Source organism: Corynebacterium sp. HMSC075F02 (genome assembly GCF_001838335.1).
Taxonomy (GTDB): Bacteria; Actinomycetota; Actinomycetes; order Mycobacteriales; family Mycobacteriaceae; genus Corynebacterium; species Corynebacterium jeikeium_D.
The window spans coordinates 113,015-132,497 of the sequence record NZ_KV836314.1 but is presented as its reverse complement, the minus strand read 5'-3'; the positions used below and the strand labels follow the sequence as shown (position 1 = coordinate 132,497).

Here is a 19,483-nt window from a genome sequence, read left to right as displayed (position 1 = left end):
CAGAACTAGTCCAGCTCGAGCTGCAGAGCGTGGGTAGCGGAGATCTCCTCGGTAATCTTTCCGACGAGCTCCTCCGGAACCTCCTTGGAAACGCGCAGCACCAGGATGGCAGTCTGATCTGCTTCCTGCGGAGACAGAGCAGCAGCCTCGATGTTGATGCCGGACTCACCCAGGGTGGTAGCAACGCGACCCAGAGCGCCCGGAACGTCGTTGTACAGCAGGAAGAGGTTACGGCCCTGAGCGCGCATGTCGATGCCGCGGCCATTGATACGGACAATCTTCTCGACGCGGTTCAGGCCAGTGAGAGCACCAACGACGGTAGCGGTGGAGCCATCAGCACCGATGACCTTGACCTCGAGTACGGAGCGGTGGGAGACGGACTCCGGCTCGGTCTCGACAGTGAAGGTCACACCACGCTCTTCTGCGATACGCGGAGCGTTGACGAAAGTGACCGGTTCTTCCACCATGAGAGAGAACAGTCCACGGATTGCTGCCATACCCAGAACGTTAACGTCCTCAGTGTGCAGCTCACCGCGAGCGGTGACCTCAACAGCAGCCGGAGCGCCCTCGAGCAGACCGCCAGCAACCAGACCCAGCTCACGAGCCAGCTCGAGCCACAGGGCCACCTCTTCGCCGACAGCGCCACCGGAAACGTTGACTGCATCCGGGACGAACTCGCCAGCCAGGGCCAGCAGTACGGACTTAGCGACATCGGTACCTGCACGGTCCTGCGCCTCGACGGTGGAGGCACCCAGGTGCGGAGCACAAACAGTTTCCGGCAGGCCAAACAGCGGGGAATCCGTGCACGGCTCGGTCGCGTACACGTCGAAGCCAGCACCGCGGATGTTGCCAGCCTTGATTGCGTCGGCAAGCGCCTGCTCGTCGACGAGACCGCCGCGGGCAGCGTTGATGATGATCTGGCCCTTCTTGGCCTTGCCCAGGAGCTCAGCATCGAACATGCCAGCGGTTTCCTTGGTCTTCGGCAGGTGGATGGTCACGAAATCAGCACGAGCCATCAGGTCTTCCAGCTCAACCAGCTCGACACCGAGCTGAGCAGCACGAGCCGGGTTCGCGTACGGATCGTACGCAATGATGTTGGTCTCGAAAGCAGCGAGACGCTGCGCAAACAGCTGGCCGATGTGACCGAAACCGACGATACCGACGGTCTTGCCGAAGATTTCGACACCCTTGAAGGAAGAGCGCTTCCACTCCCCCTCACGCAGGGACGCGTCCGCAGCCGGCAGCTGGCGAGCGGTGGCCAGCAGCAGTGCGATTGCGTGCTCACATGCAGAGTGAATATTAGAGGTCGGAGCGTTGACAACCATGACGCCGCGCTTGGTAGCGGTATCGATGTCGACGTTATCCAGGCCAACGCCGGCGCGACCGACGATCTTCAGATTCGGAGCAGCCTCGAGGACTTCCTGATCCACGGTGGTAGCGGAGCGGACGAGAAGTGCGTCAGCATCACCAACCGCAGCCAGGAGCTCAGCGCGGTTCGGGCCATCTACCCAACGGACCTCAACGGAATCCCCCAATGCGTCCACAGTGGACTGTGCCAGCTTGTCGGCGATGAGGACAACGGGGCGAGCGTTCTGGCTCACAAGCATCTCCTGGTTTGTCTCGAAAAGTTTATGCAGTATGTGCGGTGTCACTTAAGAAAACTACTAAAGCGTGCACGCGCATTACGTCTCATCATAAACTCTGGGGGTGAGACACGGGGGGACTTACCTAAGCAAAACGGCGCTTACTACCCTTTGTTTAGGGAGTAAGCGCCGTTGCCCCCGACATTCAAGTCGGCAAATATTTCGCGTTATATTTTTATTTCTGCTGGTCTATAACCTACTGGTACGTAACCAACCACGGACGCGGCTCGATGTTCATGGTCTCCTCAGGAGTAAACATCGGCTGATCCTCGTCGATGAAGTTCTTCCACGCCTCGAAAATCTCCGGCTGCAAATCCTGCAGCATGACGTTCCAGGTCTCAAACTTCTCCTGCGCGGTGCCATGGCCGTCGGCATGCAGAACGAATGCGAGCTCCGGGTGCGACAGATCCAGCGTCTCACGGTCGCGAATCATCTGTAGCTGGAACTGGTGCAGCATCAGCATCTTCTGCGGAAGGTTGTTCTTACGAGTCAGCTCAGCCAGCCAATCAGCAACGCGGTTGACTTCTTCAGCCTTAACGTGACCAACCTGGGTCGCCGGAACCTGCCCCGGTTCCATCTTCCACTCCGGGTCCAGCGCCAGACCGACGTTTGGCATCTTCAGCAGTTCTTCGTAGAACTTGGCCTGGTCCAGGAAGTCTGCACTACCCGGCTGCAGGTCGATGATGACGTAGCCGCCGGCCTTGGTCATGGCCTCGACGTACGGCTTCAGAGTCTCAACCGGAGCTGGCTCGGAGTAGTCACCGCGTGGACCCGGGTCAGCCTGCGCGACCGAAGCGATAATCTCGAAGGCCGGCAGTACCGGGTCATCAGCGAACTTCTCGTACTGCTTGACGTAGTCCTTCGCACGTGCGACGGCATCCTCCGGATCATCCTCGCCCATCACGCCCAATGGAGCGACACCTGGGTGACCATACGTTGCAATCAGATGACGACCGGGGAACAGCAGTGTGCCTCCACCTGGCAGCTCCTTAACCTTGTCATCTTTGGCAAGCTCGATGGACTGATCAAACTTGTCCTTATCGCCGAAAACCTTACCCAGAGCAATCAGGGACTCGCCGTCGCGAGCAGCGGAAATCGACTCAGAGGTAGCACGCGCGTCGCCCACCGGCAACCAACTGACCTTCAGGCCAGCGGCACGGGCCGTAGCAATGGAGGCCAAACCGGTACCCGGTGCGGCCAGTGCCAATGTGTCCTTGACCTCCTTCGGAGATCCCTTCGGCAGGGTGACGCTCTCCTGTCCCTTGTCGTCCTGCCCATCGCTGGCGCGATCCTGAGCCTCCTGGTTGGCTGCCCCATCCTTCGTTGCATCGCCCTCGACGACAGTTGGCTTCTCCGGATCCATCTCAACGACAGCGCGAGTCGGCTTCGACTCCGTCTCCTTGAGAACCTTAAACTCGGTACCGACGAGCTCCTTAAGGCCATCGGTCGTACCCGGATCCGCAATGATCTGACGGCCCTCTTCCCCAGTCAGGTCAACTGCCCCCACAGTAAGGACTGTCTTTGCGCCCAGGCGGTCAATCTCTTTTTCCACATCGGCGATATCGGCGCCGGTATCACGGCCACGAGCATCCTTCTTCGGGCTCTTGGCGGTACTGTCATCTTCCGCATCTTCGGCAGAACCAGCCACTAGCATCGGCAGACCAGCAGCAACCGCGATGCCTGCCGCCCTACGCTGCTCAGCAGAGCCTGCCGAGGAAACGACAACCGCTTCCGAACTGTCGATCAGGCTTTCCGACGCTGCGATGTCGTCGCTAAGCACCGTCGATTCAGCGTCCACCTTCTTCGTGGAAACAGCGCTGTCGGAATTTCCACACGCGACCAAGGCGCTTGACCCCAACGCCAGGCTGACCGTCAGGGCAACGGTTGCCGTCACGCGCCGCGTCATTGCGGATACTCGCACATTTACCTCCGTGAAATGATTTGATTTCAACGATTAGACTATCGAACGTCTTTGTTGAGGGAGACCTTTCACCCCAGATTAGAACCCCGGATAGGACTGGGGCTACACCCGTTTGGCAGTAGTTGCTTTTAGCTCAGACGTTTATTCCACACGTCTACCCCACACGGTTCAGTGAAAGAAAACTAGTAAGAGAGATACGAAAAGGGCCTCATCACGGCGGTGAAGCTCAGTGATGAAGCCCTACTTCGCGAACAAGCGAGGGATTCGCTTAAGCAACAAACTTAGGCAGTCTCAGCGCGAGCGTCGACCTTAACCCAGCTCATCAGGTCGCGCAGCTTGGAGCCGACCTCTTCAATCTGGTGGTTGTTGTAGGAAGCGCGCAGGTCCTCGAGCTCCTTGTTGCCGCCCTCGACGTTGGCAATCAGGCGCTTGGTGAAGGTGCCGTCCTGAATGTCAGACAAAATCTCGCGCATGTGCTGCTTGGTATCAGCGGTAATAACGCGCGGGCCAGACAGGTAGCCACCGAACTCAGCGGTGTCGGAGACCGAGTAGTTCATGTTGGCAATACCGCCCTCGAACATCAGGTCAACAATCAGCTTCAGCTCGTGCAGGCACTCGAAGTATGCCATCTCCGGCTCGTAGCCAGCTTCAACCAGAACCTCGAAACCGACCTTGACCAGTTCCTCGGTGCCACCACAGAGAACAGCCTGCTCACCGAAGAGGTCGGTCACAGTCTCTGCCTCGAAGGTGGTCGGGATAACGCCAGCGCGGGCGCCACCGATAGCTGCAGCGTAGGACAGAGCCAGGTCGCGGCCCTCGCCCTTCGGGTCCTGGTCAACGGCAATCAGGCACGGAACGCCCTTGCCATCGACGAACTGACGACGAACCAGGTGACCCGGGCCCTTCGGAGCAACCATACCGACGGTGATGTTGTCAGCCGGCTTGATGAGGTCGAAGTGGATGTTCAGACCGTGGCCGAAGAACAGCGCGTCGCCGTCCTTCAGGTTCGGCTCGATGTCCTCGCTGTAAACCTTTGCCTGGGTGGTGTCCGGAACCAGCACCATAATGACGTCTGCCCATGCAGCGGCATCTGCGTTGGACTTAACCTCGAAGCCAGCTTCCTGAGCCTTCACAGCGGACTTGGAGCCTTCACGCAGACCGATAACAACCTCGACACCGGACTCGCGCAGGTTCTGAGCGTGAGCGTGGCCCTGGGAACCGTAGCCCAGGATGGCAACCTTACGTCCCTGGATGATGGACAGATCAGCATCGTCGTCGTACAGCAGTTCAATAGCCATTAAAGTTAGCCTCTTTTCGAATCGGATTCGTTAAAAATCTTAGCGTTTAGTTGTTAGCGGGCCTGGAGCATCGGCTTCGGCCCACGTGCCATTGCGACGGTACCGGACTGAATGAGCTCACGGATACCAAACGGCTCGAGGACCTCCAGCAGGGCTACAAGCTTCGAGCGCTCACCCGTCGCCTCAATGATGACAGACTCTTGAGAAACGTCCACCACACGGGCACGGAAGAGATTGGCGGCATCGACTACCTGCGGACGATTGGTGTTGTCGCAGGAAACCTTCACCATCAGCAGTCCGCGCGACACCATGGTCTCTGGGGGCTGGCGGACCACTTTCAGCACGGGCACCAGCTTGTTCAGCTGCTTAGTAATCTGTTCGATCGGCAGCGTCTCCGTCTCAACCACGACGGTGATGCGGTTGACTCCCTCGGTCTCAGTTTCACCCGAGGTAATCGACTGGATGCTGAAACCTCGGCGGGTGAACATGCCCGCAATGCGGACCAGAATACCCGGCTCATCGAGGGTCAACACGGATAGAGTGTGCAGTTCAGCCATTTTGGGACTCACTTCCTGTTGCTTCGGATCCCGATTAGCGGGTCTTCATGGACGGGTGGTTAGCGTCGGGCTGCTTCGCGGCGTCCTCGGAGTTGTCCACAACAGTGCCGTGGATGTCAGCCGGGGCCTCAGCTGCTGAATTCTCATCGTTGAACAGCGGGCGCAGACCGCGGGCGTATTCGACCTCATCATTGGACTTGCCAGCTGCCACCATCGGCCACACCTGAGCATCCTCACCGACAATGAAGTCAATAACCACCGGTCGGTCATTAATCTCGCGTGCCTTCTTAATCGCCGCCGCGACATCTTCCTTCTTGGTCACGCGGATCGCCACGCAGCCAAGCCCCTCGGAGAGCTGGACGAAGTCCGGCAGGTAGGAGTTGTCCTCCGGGCGCAGCTTGGTGTTGGAGTAGCGCTGATTGTAGAACAGCGTCTGCCACTGACGAACCATGCCCAGATTACCGTTGTTAATCAAGGCAACCTTGATGGGAAAACCTTCCATTGCACAGGTGGTCAGCTCTTGATTGGTCATCTGGAAGCAACCATCACCGTCGATGGCCCAGACTTCCTTTTCTGGAGCAGCCGCCTTGGCACCCATCGCAGCCGGGATTGAGTAGCCCATCGTGCCGGCACCACCGGAGTTAAGCCAGGTGCGCGGGTTCTCGTACTGGACGAACTGCGCTGCCCACATCTGGTGCTGGCCGACGCCAGCGGCATAGATGGCCTCTGGACCAACGATGTCGGACAGAGTCTGAATTACAAACTGCGGAGCGATTGCACCATCAGCGGGCTCTTCCCACCCGAGGGGGAACTCGTCGCGGAGACCGTCGAGAAGCTTCAGCCAGTCGGCAATCTGCGGGCGACTAAGACCGAGCTTGGTGTAGGACTCGCTAAGTGCGGCAAGGACCTCGCGGGCATCGCCGACGATGGGAACATCAACTTCGCGGAGCTTGCCAATCTCTGCCGGGTCAATGTCGGCGTGGATTACCTTCGCGTTCGGCGCGAAGGAATTCAGATCACCGGTAACACGGTCGTCGAAACGCGCGCCAATAGTGATGAGCAGGTCGGACTTCTGCAGAGCAGCGACGGCTGACACCTTGCCGTGCATGCCCGGCATACCCATGTGCAGCGGGTGCGAGTCCGGGAATGCGCCGCGAGCCATCAGCGTGGTCACGACCGGAACCCCAGTCTGCTCGGCGAACTCGACCAGCTCCTTGGAAGCATCGGCCTTAATGACGCCACCACCGATGTAGAGCACCGGACGCTTTGCCGCAGCAATCATCTCAGCGGCTTCGTCGATCTGTCGCTGGTGCGGGGTTGTCACCGGACGGTAACCCGGCAGGTTGATCTCCGGTGGCCAGGTGAAGTCGATCATCGTGTTCTGGAGGTCCTTCGGGACATCGACCAGAACCGGACCTGGACGACCAGAAGAAGCCAGGTGGAATGCCTCAGCGAGCGCGCGCGGGATGTCCTCAGCTTCGGTGACCATGAAGTTGTGCTTCGTAATCGGCATGGTCACACCGCGGATGTCAGCCTCCTGGAAAGCGTCAGTACCCAGCAGCGGGCGACCGACCTGACCAGTGATAGCGACAACCGGAACGGAGTCCATCTGAGCATCCGCGAGCGGGGTCACCAGGTTAGTAGCACCCGGGCCGGAAGTCGCGATACAGACACCAACCTTGCCGGAAACCTGCGCGTAACCAGTGGCAGCGTGGCCAGCTCCCTGCTCGTGGCGCACCAGGACGTGACGAAGCTTCTCCGAGTCATAAATCGGATCGTAGAGCGGAAGCACTGCACCACCGGGAATACCGAAGGCTACCTCGACACCAAGCTCTTCAAGGGATCGGACAATGGCTTGTGCACCAGAAATTCGCTCGGGGGCGCTGGTGCGCGCCTTAGCCGCGAATTGGGCGGGCGATGGGGTGTGCTGCTCGTGCGCGTTCACGATTTCGCTCCTGGATCATGGTGGGCAACTACTCAACACACATTCACGCAAAGAAGCTACGAATGTGGCGTTGGCTACAACCCTAACGTCCACATAGTGAGAAGTCAATCCCGTCAATTGGACACGCCATCCGTATCACACCCCGAGCACCCACCCGATTCCAACGAGAACCCCGCCCCAACTTTGGGAATCACTCTACCCAGAAACTCCCCGACCACGACCCCGGGGACACCCAAGCCTGCACACCCGAGCCCTACACGCCCGAGCCCCACAAGCCCCAAGTCCAAAGCTCGTCTTTATGCATAATTCTTTACCTTTAAACTCAGCGCATATTAAGGCGAACGACCTACGGTGGATGGCATGGAATTCTTGCAATACATGTTGTTACGGACATGGCAATGGGTGGCCAATAACGGCCTTGCCATCGCATGTCTGGCCATTCTGCTAATTCTTGTTCCCCGTATCCGACGTTTCGTTCTGGCAATTGCGGACGGAAACATCTCCTCTTCAGAGGAGCAGTCCAAGGGACGGCGCGCACTGATTGGCGCTGTGGTTTACATCGTCGAAGTCATTGCATACTTCGTCTTAATCATCGCGATTCTGTCGAAATTCGGAATCTCACTGACCGCCGCCGCTATCCCCGCGACGGTTGTTTCCGCCGCTGTTGGTTTTGGCGCACAGGGAGTCATCGCCGACTTCCTTGGCGGACTGTTCATCATCGCCGAGAAGCAGTACGGCATCGGAGACTGGGTAGAGTTTCACTCCCCTTCGGGCACTGTCCAAGGTGACGTAGTCAATATGACATTGCGCGCCACCACGATCCGAACCCTCAACGGCGAGGAAATCATCGTGCCGAACTCCGAGGCACGCATGTGTATCAACTACTCCTCACAGTGGTCCCGTGCTGTTGTTGAAGTTCCCGTACCGATGACCGCCGGTGGCTCCATTAAGGACCTGGAAGAGCGCACTGTCGCCGCCGCCAAGAGTGCCATCGCACTGGACTCCGTCAAGGATGCAGTTCTCTCCGAGATCAAGCTGCAGTCCTCCACGGAGCTCAATCCGCCGACGGTTATGGGCCTGCCGTGGACCGTCACTATGCGCTTGATTGTCGACTGCAAACCGGGCGACCAATGGCTCATCGAGCGCGCCATCCGCGCCGCAGTCATCGACACTTGGTGGGATGACTACGGCGAGCGCGCCCAACAGACTCCGTTTGCCCCCGCCGAAGAAATCACCGGCCACGTCCGTGATGACACGATGATCGAACAGCTTAGACAGGCCGATGCTAAGCAAGAGAAAAAACAACAGCTTGACGACGGCGACAGTGCTCCAACCGAAATTGTCGAAGCGGTAGCGAACACTACTGTCCAGCCGGATACCGCAGAAACCAAGCTGATGGAAACTCAGACCGTCGACAAGCAAGTCGGGAACGAGCGATCCGACCTGCCACATGCAGGTGCCAACCTCGATGATGCCCGACGCGAGCAGGAAGACAGCGGAAGCAACAATGTCATCCGCAAACTGGCTAGCCACCCTGACTGGAAGACACTCACGACGCGCCAGAAGGTTCGTCGAATCCTCTCCGCAGGTGGCCGCGCTCGCGTTTCGACGATTGTGCTCTTGGTAGCCTTACTGATCCTCTTCATTTTGAACCTGATGACAGTCGAAACTGAGGACGGCCCATCTGGATGGTTGGCACCGAGCAGGTGGAGCGATCGGGTAACGACACAGGAAGAGGACCCGGAAGAGTCGTCAGCTCCGCAGTCATCGAACCAGCCGACTAGCACTACACAGAGTGTGCAGCCCACCGAGACTTCGCAGCAGACTCAGACGCCACAGAATCAGCCGTCCGAGACTTCACAGCAGCCTCAGAGCACGCAGAACCGCGCACCTTCGACCGCCACCTCCACCGAGCCGGACTCTGACCAGAGCAACACCGACAACGAGAGCTCTGGCGGATCACAGTCGACAGACTCCACTAACAACGCGGAACCGAACTCCGCTGATACGCAATAACGCGCAACCGCCCACCGTGCATTGGCGAATCCGAACTACCCGCTACAATCAAAGGCCATGACTGACTCGACTCCACAGCCAAAAATTGCGACGCAGCGATTTCGCCCACAGAAGACGCATCTGTTCATCGTTGCGTTCATGCTCGTGCTGTGTGTAATTGCCACCGGTTTTGCCCCGTGGCTGGCCGTTACCTTCCTGGCACCGTTGATTTATACGCTTTGGATTTTCCGAGTACGCACCACTGTGGGACCACGCGGTATCACCGCGGTGTACCTATTGGCCAAGCGCCGCTCGGTGCCCTGGAGCGAATTTGCGGGCATCTTCTTCAACAAGGGCGGTCGCGCCTTTGCAGTGACCAAGTCCGATGAGCGCATCGCCCTGCCGGCCATCTCTTTTAATTCGCTACCGGAGTTGAAGGAAGCCACCGGCGGTCTGATTCCAGATCCGATTGCTTCGGCTCGCATGGCGGAAAATGACAAGGTCGAGGTTTTCGACCGCGATGGCTACTCGGTAATGAAGAAGGTCAGTGAGGTTGAGGCCGATGCCAAGGCTAAAAGCGCTAAAGCCAAAGGTGCCAAGCCTAAAAGTGACACCACTGCCGAGTAACATATAAGCAGTCCACAAAGCCCCTAAATCTCATTATGCGGACACTAGTGACCACGAAATGAGACATTAGGGGCTTTTTGTGATTAATATGGATAATTAATTACCTTGCACCCTATCTAGGAAGGGCAGCCCCCATGATTCCCCTTCGCTCTAAAGTCACCACTGCCGGCCGTAATGCTGCAGGTGCGCGTTCCCTATGGCGCGCAACTGGCATGACCGATAGCGACTTCGGCAAGCCGATTATCGCAATTGCAAACTCTTACACTCAGTTCGTTCCGGGGCACGTGCACCTGAAGGACGTTGGCGACATCGTCGCAGAAGCTGTGACCGCAGCAGGCGGTGTCCCCCGTGAGTTCAACACCATTGCTGTCGATGACGGAATTGCGATGGGGCACGACGGCATGCTCTACTCGCTGCCGTCCCGTGAGATTATTGCTGACTCTGTGGAGTACATGGTCAACGCTCACACCGCTGACGCATTGGTCTGTATTTCCAACTGTGACAAGATCACGCCGGGCATGCTCAATGCGGCTCTGCGTCTGAATATCCCGGTGGTCTTCGTTTCCGGCGGGCCGATGGAATCGGGATCTTCGGTTGTTATCGATGGCGTCGTCAAGCCCGGCTCTGACCTCATCTCGGCTATTTCTGCATCCGCGAACGACAAGGTCGATGACAAGAATCTGCTCGACATCGAGCGCTCGGCGTGCCCGACCTGCGGATCGTGCTCGGGTATGTTCACCGCAAACTCGATGAACTGCCTGACCGAGGCCCTCGGCCTGTCCCTGCCGGGCAACGGTTCTACCTTGGCGACTCAGCAGGCCCGTCGCGATTTGTTCACCCGCGCCGGTGAACTGATTGTGGACTTGGCGAAGAGCTACTACCACGATGGTGACGAGTCCGTGCTGCCGCGCAACATCGCCAACCGCGATGCCTTTGTCAACGCAATGACGCTCGACGTTGCCATGGGCGGTTCCACCAACACCGTGCTGCACATTCTCGCTGCCGCACAGGAGGGCGAGATCGACTTCAATCTCTCTGACATCGACGCCATTTCCCGCCGCGTGCCTTGTCTGTCCAAGGTGGCACCGAACTCGGACTACTACATGGAGGACGTCCACCGCGCCGGCGGTATTCCAGCCATCCTCGGCGAACTGCGCCGCGCGGGCCTGCTGCAAATGAATGTCCGCTCCGTTCACTCCCCATCTCTGGAGGAACACCTGGACAACTGGGATATCCGCGGCGGCAAGGCCACTGACGAGGCGATTGAGCTGTTCCACGCAGCCCCTGGCGGTGTCCGCACCACCGAGCCGTTCTCCACGTCCAACCGCTGGGAGAGCCTAGATACGGACTCCGTAAATGGTTGCATTCGCGACTTCGACCACGCCTACACGAAGGAAGGCGGTCTGTGTGTCCTGCGCGGCAACATCGCCGAAGACGGTGCTGTCCTGAAGACCGCGGGTATCGGCGAGGATCAGTTCCACTTCGAAGGCACCGCTCGTGTCGTAGAGAGCCAGGAAGAGGCTGTCTCGGTCATCTTGAACCGCACCTTGCAGCCGGGCGAAGTTCTCTTTGTCATCTACGAGGGTCCTTCCGGCGGCCCGGGCATGCAGGAGATGCTGCACCCGACCGCATTCATCAAGGGCGCTGGCCTGGGTAAGGTCTGTGCACTGGTCACCGATGGTCGCTTCTCCGGCGGTTCCTCCGGACTGTCTATCGGCCACGTTTCCCCGGAGGCCGCCGCCGGCGGCGCAATCGGTCTCGTCCGCAACGGCGACCCGGTGTACATCGATGTCGCTGAACGACGGCTCGAGATTCAGGTGTCCGACGAGGAGCTGGCCGCTCGCCGCGATGAGGAGCTCGAGCGCGACAAGCCATTTACTCCGCACAAGCCGCGTCCGCGCAAGGTGTCCAAGGCGCTGCGCGCATACGCCAAAATGGCGTCCAGTGCGGATAAGGGCGCGATCCGCATTGTCGACTAGCTAAATCAACCCCGTTTAAAGGCCTGTGCTTACCGCACGGGCCTTTGGCGTTTCTAGAGTGGCTTTGCGCCCAGTCTTCTGCGTGGGCTTCACCAAATCCCGGTACTCGACGTCGGCAATCCCCTCAGCGACGTCCTCGGTGTGTGCATATTTGCCGCCCTCGGTAATGGCAGCCATTACATATCCGGGGCCAAAAACAACGGAAGAGTGCCACGAACGCCGGTTGGACCAGCCCATCTTCGCGCCTTCAGAACCGGGCAGGCCGGCAAGACCAAAATTCTGTCGATAGCCATCGGCAGCAATCGGCGACCAGTGTCGCATCGCCTCAAGCACCTCAGAATTAGGATGCTTCAGACGGAGCTGGGAAATAAAAGACACCACATCTTCCGCGGTGGTCCTCGATACTCCCCACTTTTCTCCGCCGGAGGTGTTGAACAGGCCGTACTCGGTCGCAACGGAATCGACCGATTCCGGGTACTTCCGGTAGAAGTCGGCTGCCAAATCGTCGTCGGAACGCGAAATCATCTTTTCGACGCGCTCGGCATCGTCGGCAGTGCCGTGTTCGAGCACATACTGACCGATATACAACTTAATCAGGGATAGCGCCGGCAGCGGGCGTTGCGATGCCTGGCTGCTGTACCCCACGCCCACCGGTTCGTAGCTCACCGCCATTTGCGTGCGTGGGTCAACCTCAATCAACCCTTCGGCGTTGAGGTCCATGCGTGGCAGACTCACCTGATGTGTCGGCCAGACGCTTGCCGACGAGACGGAGGCTGCAACCTCACTGTGCTCGTCGGCAGCAGCTGTCGACGGTGAGTGGATCGACGTTGTCGCGCCTATCGAAGACATGAAAAAGACCACCGCGAGGGTGGTCTTTAGTGCGTGTCTCGACTTTGGCATAGGGGGCATTGTACCCCGCCCCTAACCGAGAACCTAGTTTAGGCCGCTCGACTGTTTGTGTAGCTGCGAACTGCCTTAGCCAACAAACGGCAGCGTGCTGGTCGTCAGCCACCACAGGCCAATTGCTGCAGCGATGGACAGAATTCCGAAGATCCAAGACGATGCCAGTGGGCGACGAGCCCAGCCGCGTCCGAAGTCGATACCGATGCGGCCCGGACCGGTGAACTGCAAGCCAAGTGCCATGGCGGTCATCAACAGTTGTAGCTGAAGGTTGCTGGAATCCTGGCCGACGATATTCACGCCATTGGCAGAGGTAGCCACATCAAACATGCTGAGGTAGGCGGACAATGCCAGCGCCAATGCTGCGGCCAGCGGTGTCGCAAGCCCTAAGATGAGCAGGGCACCCGCGATGAGCTGAACCGTTGGGATGGCAGTGGCCATCACAGGGCCGAGGGCGAAGTTGTTCTGGCTAAACTGTGTCTCCAGCGCAGTGGTGCCACCGGAGTTACCCCAGCCGAGCAGCGTTGTCAGGCCATGGACCAACAACAGCGCACCCAATCCAAGACGCAGCAGCAGAAGGCCGAAATCGGTGGTGCCGCGACGGTGCTCCGGTTCGTTGTCGTCGTAAAAGTCCGTGTCTTCATCGTCGTCAGCAGCGGCGGTAGTCGTAGCAGCAGTTGCCCCGGCGGCCCCTACGCCTGCTCCTGCAACACCAGCGGCACCAGCGGTATCGCGAGAGGCAGCCGGTTCAGCGAAATCCGATTCATCGAAATACTGAGTCTCAGCTGCGGAATTGCGTGCAGAGCCATAGGTTGACTCCGCCTCATCGTCGAATGCTGACTGTGCTTCCGACTTATTTGCGGCAGTTCCCGCTGCGGACGCTGCTGCTGCTTCAGAAGCCGAGAAGGCTTGCGTCGGCTGACTGAAATCCTCATCTGAATCAACGCGCTCGCTACGGGCCGGCTGCTCAAAGATTTCGGTCGCCTCCGACTCCGGGGCTACCTCCGACTCTTTATCGGCCGCGGGTGCCAATTCAGTTTCGGCCTGTTCATCCCGCGGCGAAGGCTTACCGGCAGGGCTAATCACCTGAGGTGCCGTGCGGCCTGCAGCGGCGTAGGCGTCGTAGCGCTTCTTCGGGGCTTCCTGAACTTCAGGCTCCGGCTCGGGGCTCGGCTCAGTCACTGTTTCTGTTTCAGACTCGGTTTCCACCTCGGCTTCAGCACCGCTATCGGTCTCGGCTTCCGGCGGCAGGTTTTCTTGGTCTACCTCCGCCTCCGACTCCTCCTCTACGCGCTTTTCCGGCACACCCGGAAAAATCTGCGTTGCGGTGTTGTCGCTGTCGTCACGGTTTGTTTCTTCGTTCATTGGCTCAGCGAGCTTGCGGTAGGTCGGGACGTCGAGATCGTCATCGAATCCGTCCTCCACATTCTCGAGGGCGCGGTCGTTCGGGTACTTCTCTGAGTCGCTCACATCGTCCACATTAAAACTACTGCCTCACTTTTGGTCGCAGGCGTGGCCGGGAAACGAGGCTGTATTGTGTATGCCTATGGGATTCCACCTCGTCCACACCAGCAGTGCACAGGCTCGCGCTCGCGGGCGGCGTCGTCGTGCTGCGCTCGCCGCTGGTGTCGTCGGGATGGTCTCTCTTTCCGGCTGCATGAGTGCCTCGAGCGCGCTTGAGTCACCGTTTACTGAAGACAAGTCGGAACCGACAGGCATTGCCATGCCGAAGTTTTCCTCCCCTGATTTGCCCTCTACCCCGGTCCCAACCACGGAAAGCAAAGCCAAAGACAAAGGTCCCTGCGACCTCGACGATGTCACTCTCGCGGCCTGCCTACCGCTTACCACCGCGCTAGCCTCAACCGGCCCTGGGGAGGCTCTCGTCGCCACCGACGACGGTGCACTCACCGTTGTCGCACCGGGTAAGACACCGCGTGAGGTCGCACGGCTCGGCGCCCCTGCAAAACAACTGCTGCCCAGTCCCTCGGTTGAAGAGGACCGTCAGGTCTTTGTTTTGCGTAACGACGACACCATTGCGCGCGTCACCCTCGTGGAGGGCAGCACCGCTGATGTGCGCGAACTTCCGGACCTCAGCGAGCCCGGCATTCTCGGAATCTATTTTGACCGAACTTCGGACACCCTGTCCCCGCGCAAATTGCTCGTGGGAGATCCAGGCATTGAGTTTCAGCAGTTCTGCCATGGTCCGGACGGAATGCCGCCGTTGGCAACCGCCATTCTCGACGGCACCCCACAGCTGGTTCAGCTCACCGGCCCTGTGATTAATCCCCTCGGCGGTGTGGACCTGAACGATTCCATCGGTGGATGCGCAGTGATGGGTGACCGCGTGGTCATTGCCATCCCAGACGCGCAGAAGGTCATCTCCATGCCGGTGGGTCCGAAGTCAAGTGGGCCCGACGCGGCGTGGGAGGTCAAGGGTTCCCCTGAAGTGCTTGTCGACGGCGACTTCGGCCACATCTCGTATGTAGCGGCTGTCGCAGCAAATCAGGGTATTGAAGTTTGGGGTGCCACGACCAACAAAACCGCCGGGGCACAACCGTCGGAGTCCGACGAGCGCGTCGTCAGACTGCCGAGCGATGGTGCCGCCGGCGGTTCCCCGGATTAGCTTTCAGGGAGGCTAGCTCAGCTTCTTCGCAATCAGCTGGTTGACCTGAGCCGGGTCTGCCTTGCCGCGGGTGGCCTTCATGACCTGCCCCACGATGGCACCGACGACCTTCTTGTTGCCAGCTCGGTACTTCTCGACGATGTCCGGGTTAGCAGCCAATGCATCGTCGACGGCCTTCTCAATAGCACCGTCGTCGCGAACGACCTCCAGGCCACGGGCAGCAACGACCTCATCAACATCGCCCTCGCCTGCGAGCACGCCGTCAACGGCCTTACGGGCCAGCTTGTTGGTCAGCTTGCCCTCTTCAATCAGTGCAATCACACGTGCAACCTGTGCCGGGGTAATCGCGAGCTCAGCCAGCTCCACGCCTGCCTCGTTGGCCTTCTGCGCCAGGTAAGCGACCCACCAGGAACGAGCCTCAGCCGGGCCGGCACCAGCCTCAACGGTGTCGACAATCAGGTCGAGAGCGCCGGCGTTAACCAGGTCGCGCATTTCCTCGTCCTTCAGACCCCACTCTTCCTGAATACGGGCACGACGCACCCACGGCAGCTCCGGCAGAGTTGCGCGGATTTCCTCCACCCACTCACGCGGCGCAATCACAGGTGGCAGATCCGGGTCGTTGAAGTAGCGGTAATCCGACTGCGATTCCTTCGGGCGGCCCTTGGAGGTCGTGCCGTCGGTCTCCTGGTAGTGGCGGGTTTCCTGAACGATCTCCTCGCCATTAGTAATCGCAGCAGCCTGGCGCTGCATCTCGTAGCGAACAGCCTGTTCAACCGACTTCAGGGAGTTGATGTTCTTAGTCTCGGTACGAGTGCCGAACTCCTCCTGGCCGATTGGGCGCAGGGAAACGTTGGAGTCCACACGCATCGAGCCCTGGTCCATGCGGGCATCGGAGACACCGAGGGACTTCACCAGGTCACGCAGCGCAGAAACGTACGCACGAGCAACCTCTGGGGCACGCTCCCCTGCACCGAGAATTGGCTTAGTAACGATCTCAATCAGCGGAATACCTGCGCGGTTGCAGTCCACCAGCGAACGCGTGGCGCCGTGAATACGACCATCGGCACCGCCCAAGTGCGTCAGCTTGCCGGTGTCTTCTTCCATGTGAGCGCGCTCGATTTCGACACGGAACTCCGTGCCGTCGTCAAGCTGAACGTCAAGATATCCGTCGTAGGCGATTGGTTCGTCGTACTGCGAAATCTGGTAGTTCTTCGGCTGGTCCGGGTAGAAGTAGTTCTTGCGCGCGAAGCGGGAGGACTCAGCAATCTCGCAGTTCAGCGCCAGGCCAATCTTGATGGCCCACTCAACGCCCTGACGGTTAACCACAGGCAGCGCGCCAGGTAGGCCGAGGCTGCAGGGATCGACGTTGCTATTCGGCTCGGCACCAAAGTGCGCCGAGGAGGAGGAGAACATCTTGGTATTCGTCGAGAGCTCGACGTGAACCTCCATGCCCATTACCGGGTCAAAACGTTCGAGGACCTCATCAAAGTCCATCAAGTCATCAGCGTATGCAGCGGTCATGTTTGTAGAGTCTACTAGCGATGGCCCCGCAGGCGTGCCCTAGGGTATAAGTCGTGCCCGGAGTTAACGAACACCCACCGATTCCACCGACGTCAGCACGCGATACGCCAACGTTCCGCGACGCCGCTGACCGCCACCGCGCAGGCGCTACTTTCGACAACGACCTGCAGGAAAGCGCCGACGGAGCCACGGGCTACCACCGCGTGCGCCCCGGATATCCTCCAACCGTCATCGAAGCGCTTACCCGTCTCGCACCGCACCCACAGGTAGTCGCCGATATCGGCGCCGGCACTGGGAAGCTCACCGCCTCGCTTGCCGACGTCTACCGCGATGCCACCCTGCTGGCACTCGATCCCTCCACCGCGATGCGGCAAGCACTGATGCACAATGTGCCAGCGGCGGAATGCCTGGAAGGCACTGCGGAGCGCACGGGACTGGAGTCCAACAGCGTCGATGTAGCAACATGTGCGCAGACATGGCACTGGGTGGACCCGACAGCTGCAAGTAAAGAACTCACTCGGGTGCTACGCGCGGATAGCGTGGCTATGTTGGTGTGGAACACCTTGGATGTTTCCGTACCGTGGGTGCATCGGCTCAGCCGCATAATGCACGCCGGCGACGTGTTGCGTCCCGGCTTCTACCCCGAGGTTGGCCCGGAGCTGGAGCTAGTCGATGAGGTGCGTCTGGCCTGGGAGCAGACACTGACCATCGAGGACATCGTGCTGCTGGCACGAACCCGTTCCTATTGGCTTCGTTCCAAGCCCGCCACTCGCGCCAAGGTGGAGGCGAACTTGCATTGGTATCTCCACGAACACTTGGGGCACACATACGAAGAAGGCATCGCCCTTCCCTACCGGTGCGATGCCTTCTATTTTCGAGCTGCCTAAATTTTCGAGCTGCCTAGTCGCGCTAGTTACTTTTCTTTCTTCGGCTTAGGGTGAGCCACGCGCTTGAATGCATTCTTAGTCTGTCCGGCAAGCTTCTTCGGCGCAGTGGCTGTGGCCTCGCCTGGGAAGGAGTCCCTCGCGGTCTCGCGAGGATTGTCATCATCGGAGGCTTCCTCGATTTCGGAAAGTTTCTCCAGGCGCTCATTATCCTTTTCTACGATGCGCTCGGCGTCATCCTCGGTGAATTCAACATTATCGTCGCTGACCAGTTCCTCGACGATGTCGTCGCGGACGCTCTCCTGAAGATCGACGTTGGAAATGTTGGAGTTGGCCAAAGCGCGGTCGAGCTTCTTCTGATCGGCGGTGGTGAACTTCTTGTTCGGGTGCATCTTCCGGCGTGCGAGCTTACGGATACGGCCGCGACGCTTCGACTCCTCCATCAGCTTGTTACGTCCAGCCAGGTACGCACCACACAGAATCACGATAAGAGCGATACCGACGTAGCCAAGGGCCGGGTAGATGGAGCCAACCAGGGCCTTGAACCCAAAGAAACTTAGGCCAAAACCAATCAGCACCGTCACGATGAATACCAGGCGGAAACGCTGCGGGGTATTGCGTGTTAGGCGGCGGCCCAGCGCGTAGAACATGCCAATGGCCGTGTTGAAAATCATGGCGTAGATGATGATTGCCATCACGGTACCCAGGACCGGGTGGATGTCATTGACGATTGCCAGGGTCGGCATATCTTCGTGGCCAACATCCTTGACCTTGAAGAAGAGGGCAAAGGTCACCAGCGTCAGCAGACCTGCATAGATGCTCCCGCCCATGAGACCACCGATGCCAGCTTCACGCGGGTTCAGGTAGCTACCGCCGATGACAATCGACATCGATACGGCCACCATCACACAGAAACCGACATAGTTCAGGGCAGAAATAGACCAGTGTGGCAGCGATGTCGACAGTTCATTGGTGTACTGCGCGGCCTCCGACATCGACGTGTCGGTGGTGAACAAAGTGTAGATACCGGCTCCAAGCAGGAACACGATAATGAATGGAGTGATCATGCCAATCACGCGGCTGACCTTGTCGGCATCCAGCATGCCTACACCCAAAGTCAGGGCAACCATGATGACGGCGCCAATCCACACCTCAAGTCCGAACTGCTGGTTCAAGTTCGCACCGGCACCGGCGAACATGACGAAGCCGGTACAGAACAGCGTGATCATCACGGCGATATCCAAAATCTTCGAAACCCAACTGCGGGTGATTACGTCGAAGACCTCGGAGTGCTCATCAGCCTGCAAGTAGCTGGCAATTGACAGCACTGCCAGGCCACTGGCAATCATCACGACGGAGGCAAGTACCACGCCCCACAAGCCGTTAGTGCCAAATGCCACGAAGTACTGCATCATTTCCTGGCCGGATGCGAATCCGGCACCGACAGTTAGGCCGACAAAGGCCATCGCGATTGTTGTGGCTCTTTTCCACATAACGAGAAAATCCTAAATATAAGTCTATTTTTCAAAAACCGGAACCTTACAAAGCATACTGCCCGAGCTGGTGATTGATACACCAGCTCGGGCAGTA

At 59.0% G+C, this 19,483-nt stretch carries 14 protein-coding genes; 5 read left to right on the top strand and 9 right to left on the bottom strand.

Annotated features, from left to right (window positions below; translation table 11 throughout):
* Positions 1-5: 5 nt before the first annotated feature.
* The 5 genes from serA to HMPREF2920_RS08210 all read right to left on the bottom strand — a co-directional run bounded on the left by serA (position 6) and on the right by HMPREF2920_RS08210 (position 7,364).
* Entirely contained in the window at positions 6-1,601 is a 1,596-nt protein-coding gene (gene serA, locus HMPREF2920_RS08230; protein ID WP_049190146.1) for a phosphoglycerate dehydrogenase, read from the bottom strand.
* Positions 1,602-1,839: 238 nt separating this feature from the next.
* Positions 1,840-3,564, bottom strand: coding sequence for a hypothetical protein (locus HMPREF2920_RS08225; RefSeq protein ID WP_049194074.1), 1,725 nt, complete (start codon positions 3,562-3,564; stop codon positions 1,840-1,842).
* 281 nt (positions 3,565-3,845) lie between these two features.
* Positions 3,846-4,862: a ketol-acid reductoisomerase gene (gene ilvC, locus HMPREF2920_RS08220; RefSeq protein ID WP_038628558.1), complete on the bottom strand. Its 1,017-nt coding sequence runs from the start codon at positions 4,860-4,862 to the stop codon at positions 3,846-3,848.
* Positions 4,863-4,915: 53 nt separating this feature from the next.
* The gene (ilvN, locus tag HMPREF2920_RS08215) at positions 4,916-5,419 is read right to left on the bottom strand and encodes an acetolactate synthase small subunit (RefSeq protein ID WP_048735338.1); all 504 of its coding nucleotides are present in this window, start codon (positions 5,417-5,419) and stop codon (positions 4,916-4,918) included.
* A gap of 34 nt (positions 5,420-5,453) precedes the next feature.
* Positions 5,454-7,364: an acetolactate synthase large subunit gene (locus tag HMPREF2920_RS08210; RefSeq protein WP_070854142.1), complete on the bottom strand. Its 1,911-nt coding sequence runs from the start codon at positions 7,362-7,364 to the stop codon at positions 5,454-5,456.
* 360 nt (positions 7,365-7,724) lie between these two features.
* Here HMPREF2920_RS08210 and HMPREF2920_RS08205 point away from each other — a divergent pair, with 360 nt between their 5' ends.
* The 3 genes from HMPREF2920_RS08205 to ilvD all read left to right on the top strand — a co-directional run bounded on the left by HMPREF2920_RS08205 (position 7,725) and on the right by ilvD (position 11,965).
* A complete protein-coding gene (locus tag HMPREF2920_RS08205) occupies positions 7,725-9,380 on the top strand; it encodes a mechanosensitive ion channel family protein (RefSeq protein WP_070601605.1) in 1,656 nt (551 codons plus the stop codon).
* Positions 9,381-9,437: 57 nt separating this feature from the next.
* The gene (locus tag HMPREF2920_RS08200) at positions 9,438-9,986 is read left to right on the top strand and encodes a PH domain-containing protein (RefSeq protein ID WP_070437865.1); all 549 of its coding nucleotides are present in this window, start codon (positions 9,438-9,440) and stop codon (positions 9,984-9,986) included.
* 134 nt (positions 9,987-10,120) lie between these two features.
* The gene (gene ilvD, locus HMPREF2920_RS08195) at positions 10,121-11,965 is read left to right on the top strand and encodes a dihydroxy-acid dehydratase (RefSeq protein WP_070601558.1); all 1,845 of its coding nucleotides are present in this window, start codon (positions 10,121-10,123) and stop codon (positions 11,963-11,965) included.
* 15 nt (positions 11,966-11,980) lie between these two features.
* Here ilvD and HMPREF2920_RS08190 read toward each other — a convergent pair whose 3' ends face one another.
* Both HMPREF2920_RS08190 and HMPREF2920_RS08185 read right to left on the bottom strand, forming a co-directional pair.
* Positions 11,981-12,865, bottom strand: a complete 885-nt coding sequence (locus HMPREF2920_RS08190) for a hypothetical protein (RefSeq protein ID WP_246816313.1) — start codon at positions 12,863-12,865, stop codon at positions 11,981-11,983.
* 75 nt (positions 12,866-12,940) lie between these two features.
* Positions 12,941-14,335 (bottom strand): DoxX family membrane protein, encoded by a 1,395-nt coding sequence (locus tag HMPREF2920_RS08185; RefSeq protein ID WP_239271930.1) that lies wholly within the window; start codon positions 14,333-14,335, stop codon positions 12,941-12,943.
* Positions 14,336-14,411: 76 nt separating this feature from the next.
* Here HMPREF2920_RS08185 and HMPREF2920_RS08180 point away from each other — a divergent pair, with 76 nt between their 5' ends.
* A complete protein-coding gene (locus HMPREF2920_RS08180) occupies positions 14,412-15,488 on the top strand; it encodes a glucose dehydrogenase (RefSeq protein ID WP_224783716.1) in 1,077 nt (358 codons plus the stop codon).
* Positions 15,489-15,500: 12 nt separating this feature from the next.
* On the opposite strand, the gene gatB is transcribed toward HMPREF2920_RS08180, so the two are convergent.
* Positions 15,501-17,009, bottom strand: coding sequence for an Asp-tRNA(Asn)/Glu-tRNA(Gln) amidotransferase subunit GatB (gene gatB / locus HMPREF2920_RS08175; RefSeq protein ID WP_016422487.1), 1,509 nt, complete (start codon positions 17,007-17,009; stop codon positions 15,501-15,503).
* Positions 17,010-17,062: 53 nt separating this feature from the next.
* Here gatB and HMPREF2920_RS08170 point away from each other — a divergent pair, with 53 nt between their 5' ends.
* Positions 17,063-17,896, top strand: coding sequence for a class I SAM-dependent methyltransferase (locus HMPREF2920_RS08170; protein WP_049194081.1), 834 nt, complete (start codon positions 17,063-17,065; stop codon positions 17,894-17,896).
* 26 nt (positions 17,897-17,922) lie between these two features.
* On the opposite strand, the gene HMPREF2920_RS08165 is transcribed toward HMPREF2920_RS08170, so the two are convergent.
* On the bottom strand, positions 17,923-19,386 hold the full coding sequence (locus tag HMPREF2920_RS08165) for a membrane protein (protein ID WP_049172094.1): 1,464 nt from the start codon (positions 19,384-19,386) through the stop codon (positions 17,923-17,925).
* Positions 19,387-19,483: the final 97 nt, after the last annotated feature.

What these genes read in the sequence shown, in the direction of transcription:
- ilvC (WP_038628558.1), bottom strand. Translation starts at nt 4,862, where the DNA reads ATGGCTATTGAACTGCTGTACGACGACGATGCTGATCTGTCCATCATC.
- ilvN (WP_048735338.1), bottom strand. Translation starts at nt 5,419, where the DNA reads ATGGCTGAACTGCACACTCTATCCGTGTTGACCCTCGATGAGCCGGGT.
- HMPREF2920_RS08205 (WP_070601605.1), top strand. Translation starts at nt 7,725, where the DNA reads ATGGAATTCTTGCAATACATGTTGTTACGGACATGGCAATGGGTGGCC.
- HMPREF2920_RS08200 (WP_070437865.1), top strand. Translation starts at nt 9,438, where the DNA reads ATGACTGACTCGACTCCACAGCCAAAAATTGCGACGCAGCGATTTCGC.
- ilvD (WP_070601558.1), top strand. Translation starts at nt 10,121, where the DNA reads ATGATTCCCCTTCGCTCTAAAGTCACCACTGCCGGCCGTAATGCTGCA.
- HMPREF2920_RS08190 (WP_246816313.1), bottom strand. Translation starts at nt 12,865, where the DNA reads ATGCCAAAGTCGAGACACGCACTAAAGACCACCCTCGCGGTGGTCTTT.
- HMPREF2920_RS08180 (WP_224783716.1), top strand. Translation starts at nt 14,412, where the DNA reads ATGGGATTCCACCTCGTCCACACCAGCAGTGCACAGGCTCGCGCTCGC.
- gatB (WP_016422487.1), bottom strand. Translation starts at nt 17,009, where the DNA reads ATGACCGCTGCATACGCTGATGACTTGATGGACTTTGATGAGGTCCTC.
- HMPREF2920_RS08165 (WP_049172094.1), bottom strand. Translation starts at nt 19,386, where the DNA reads ATGTGGAAAAGAGCCACAACAATCGCGATGGCCTTTGTCGGCCTAACT.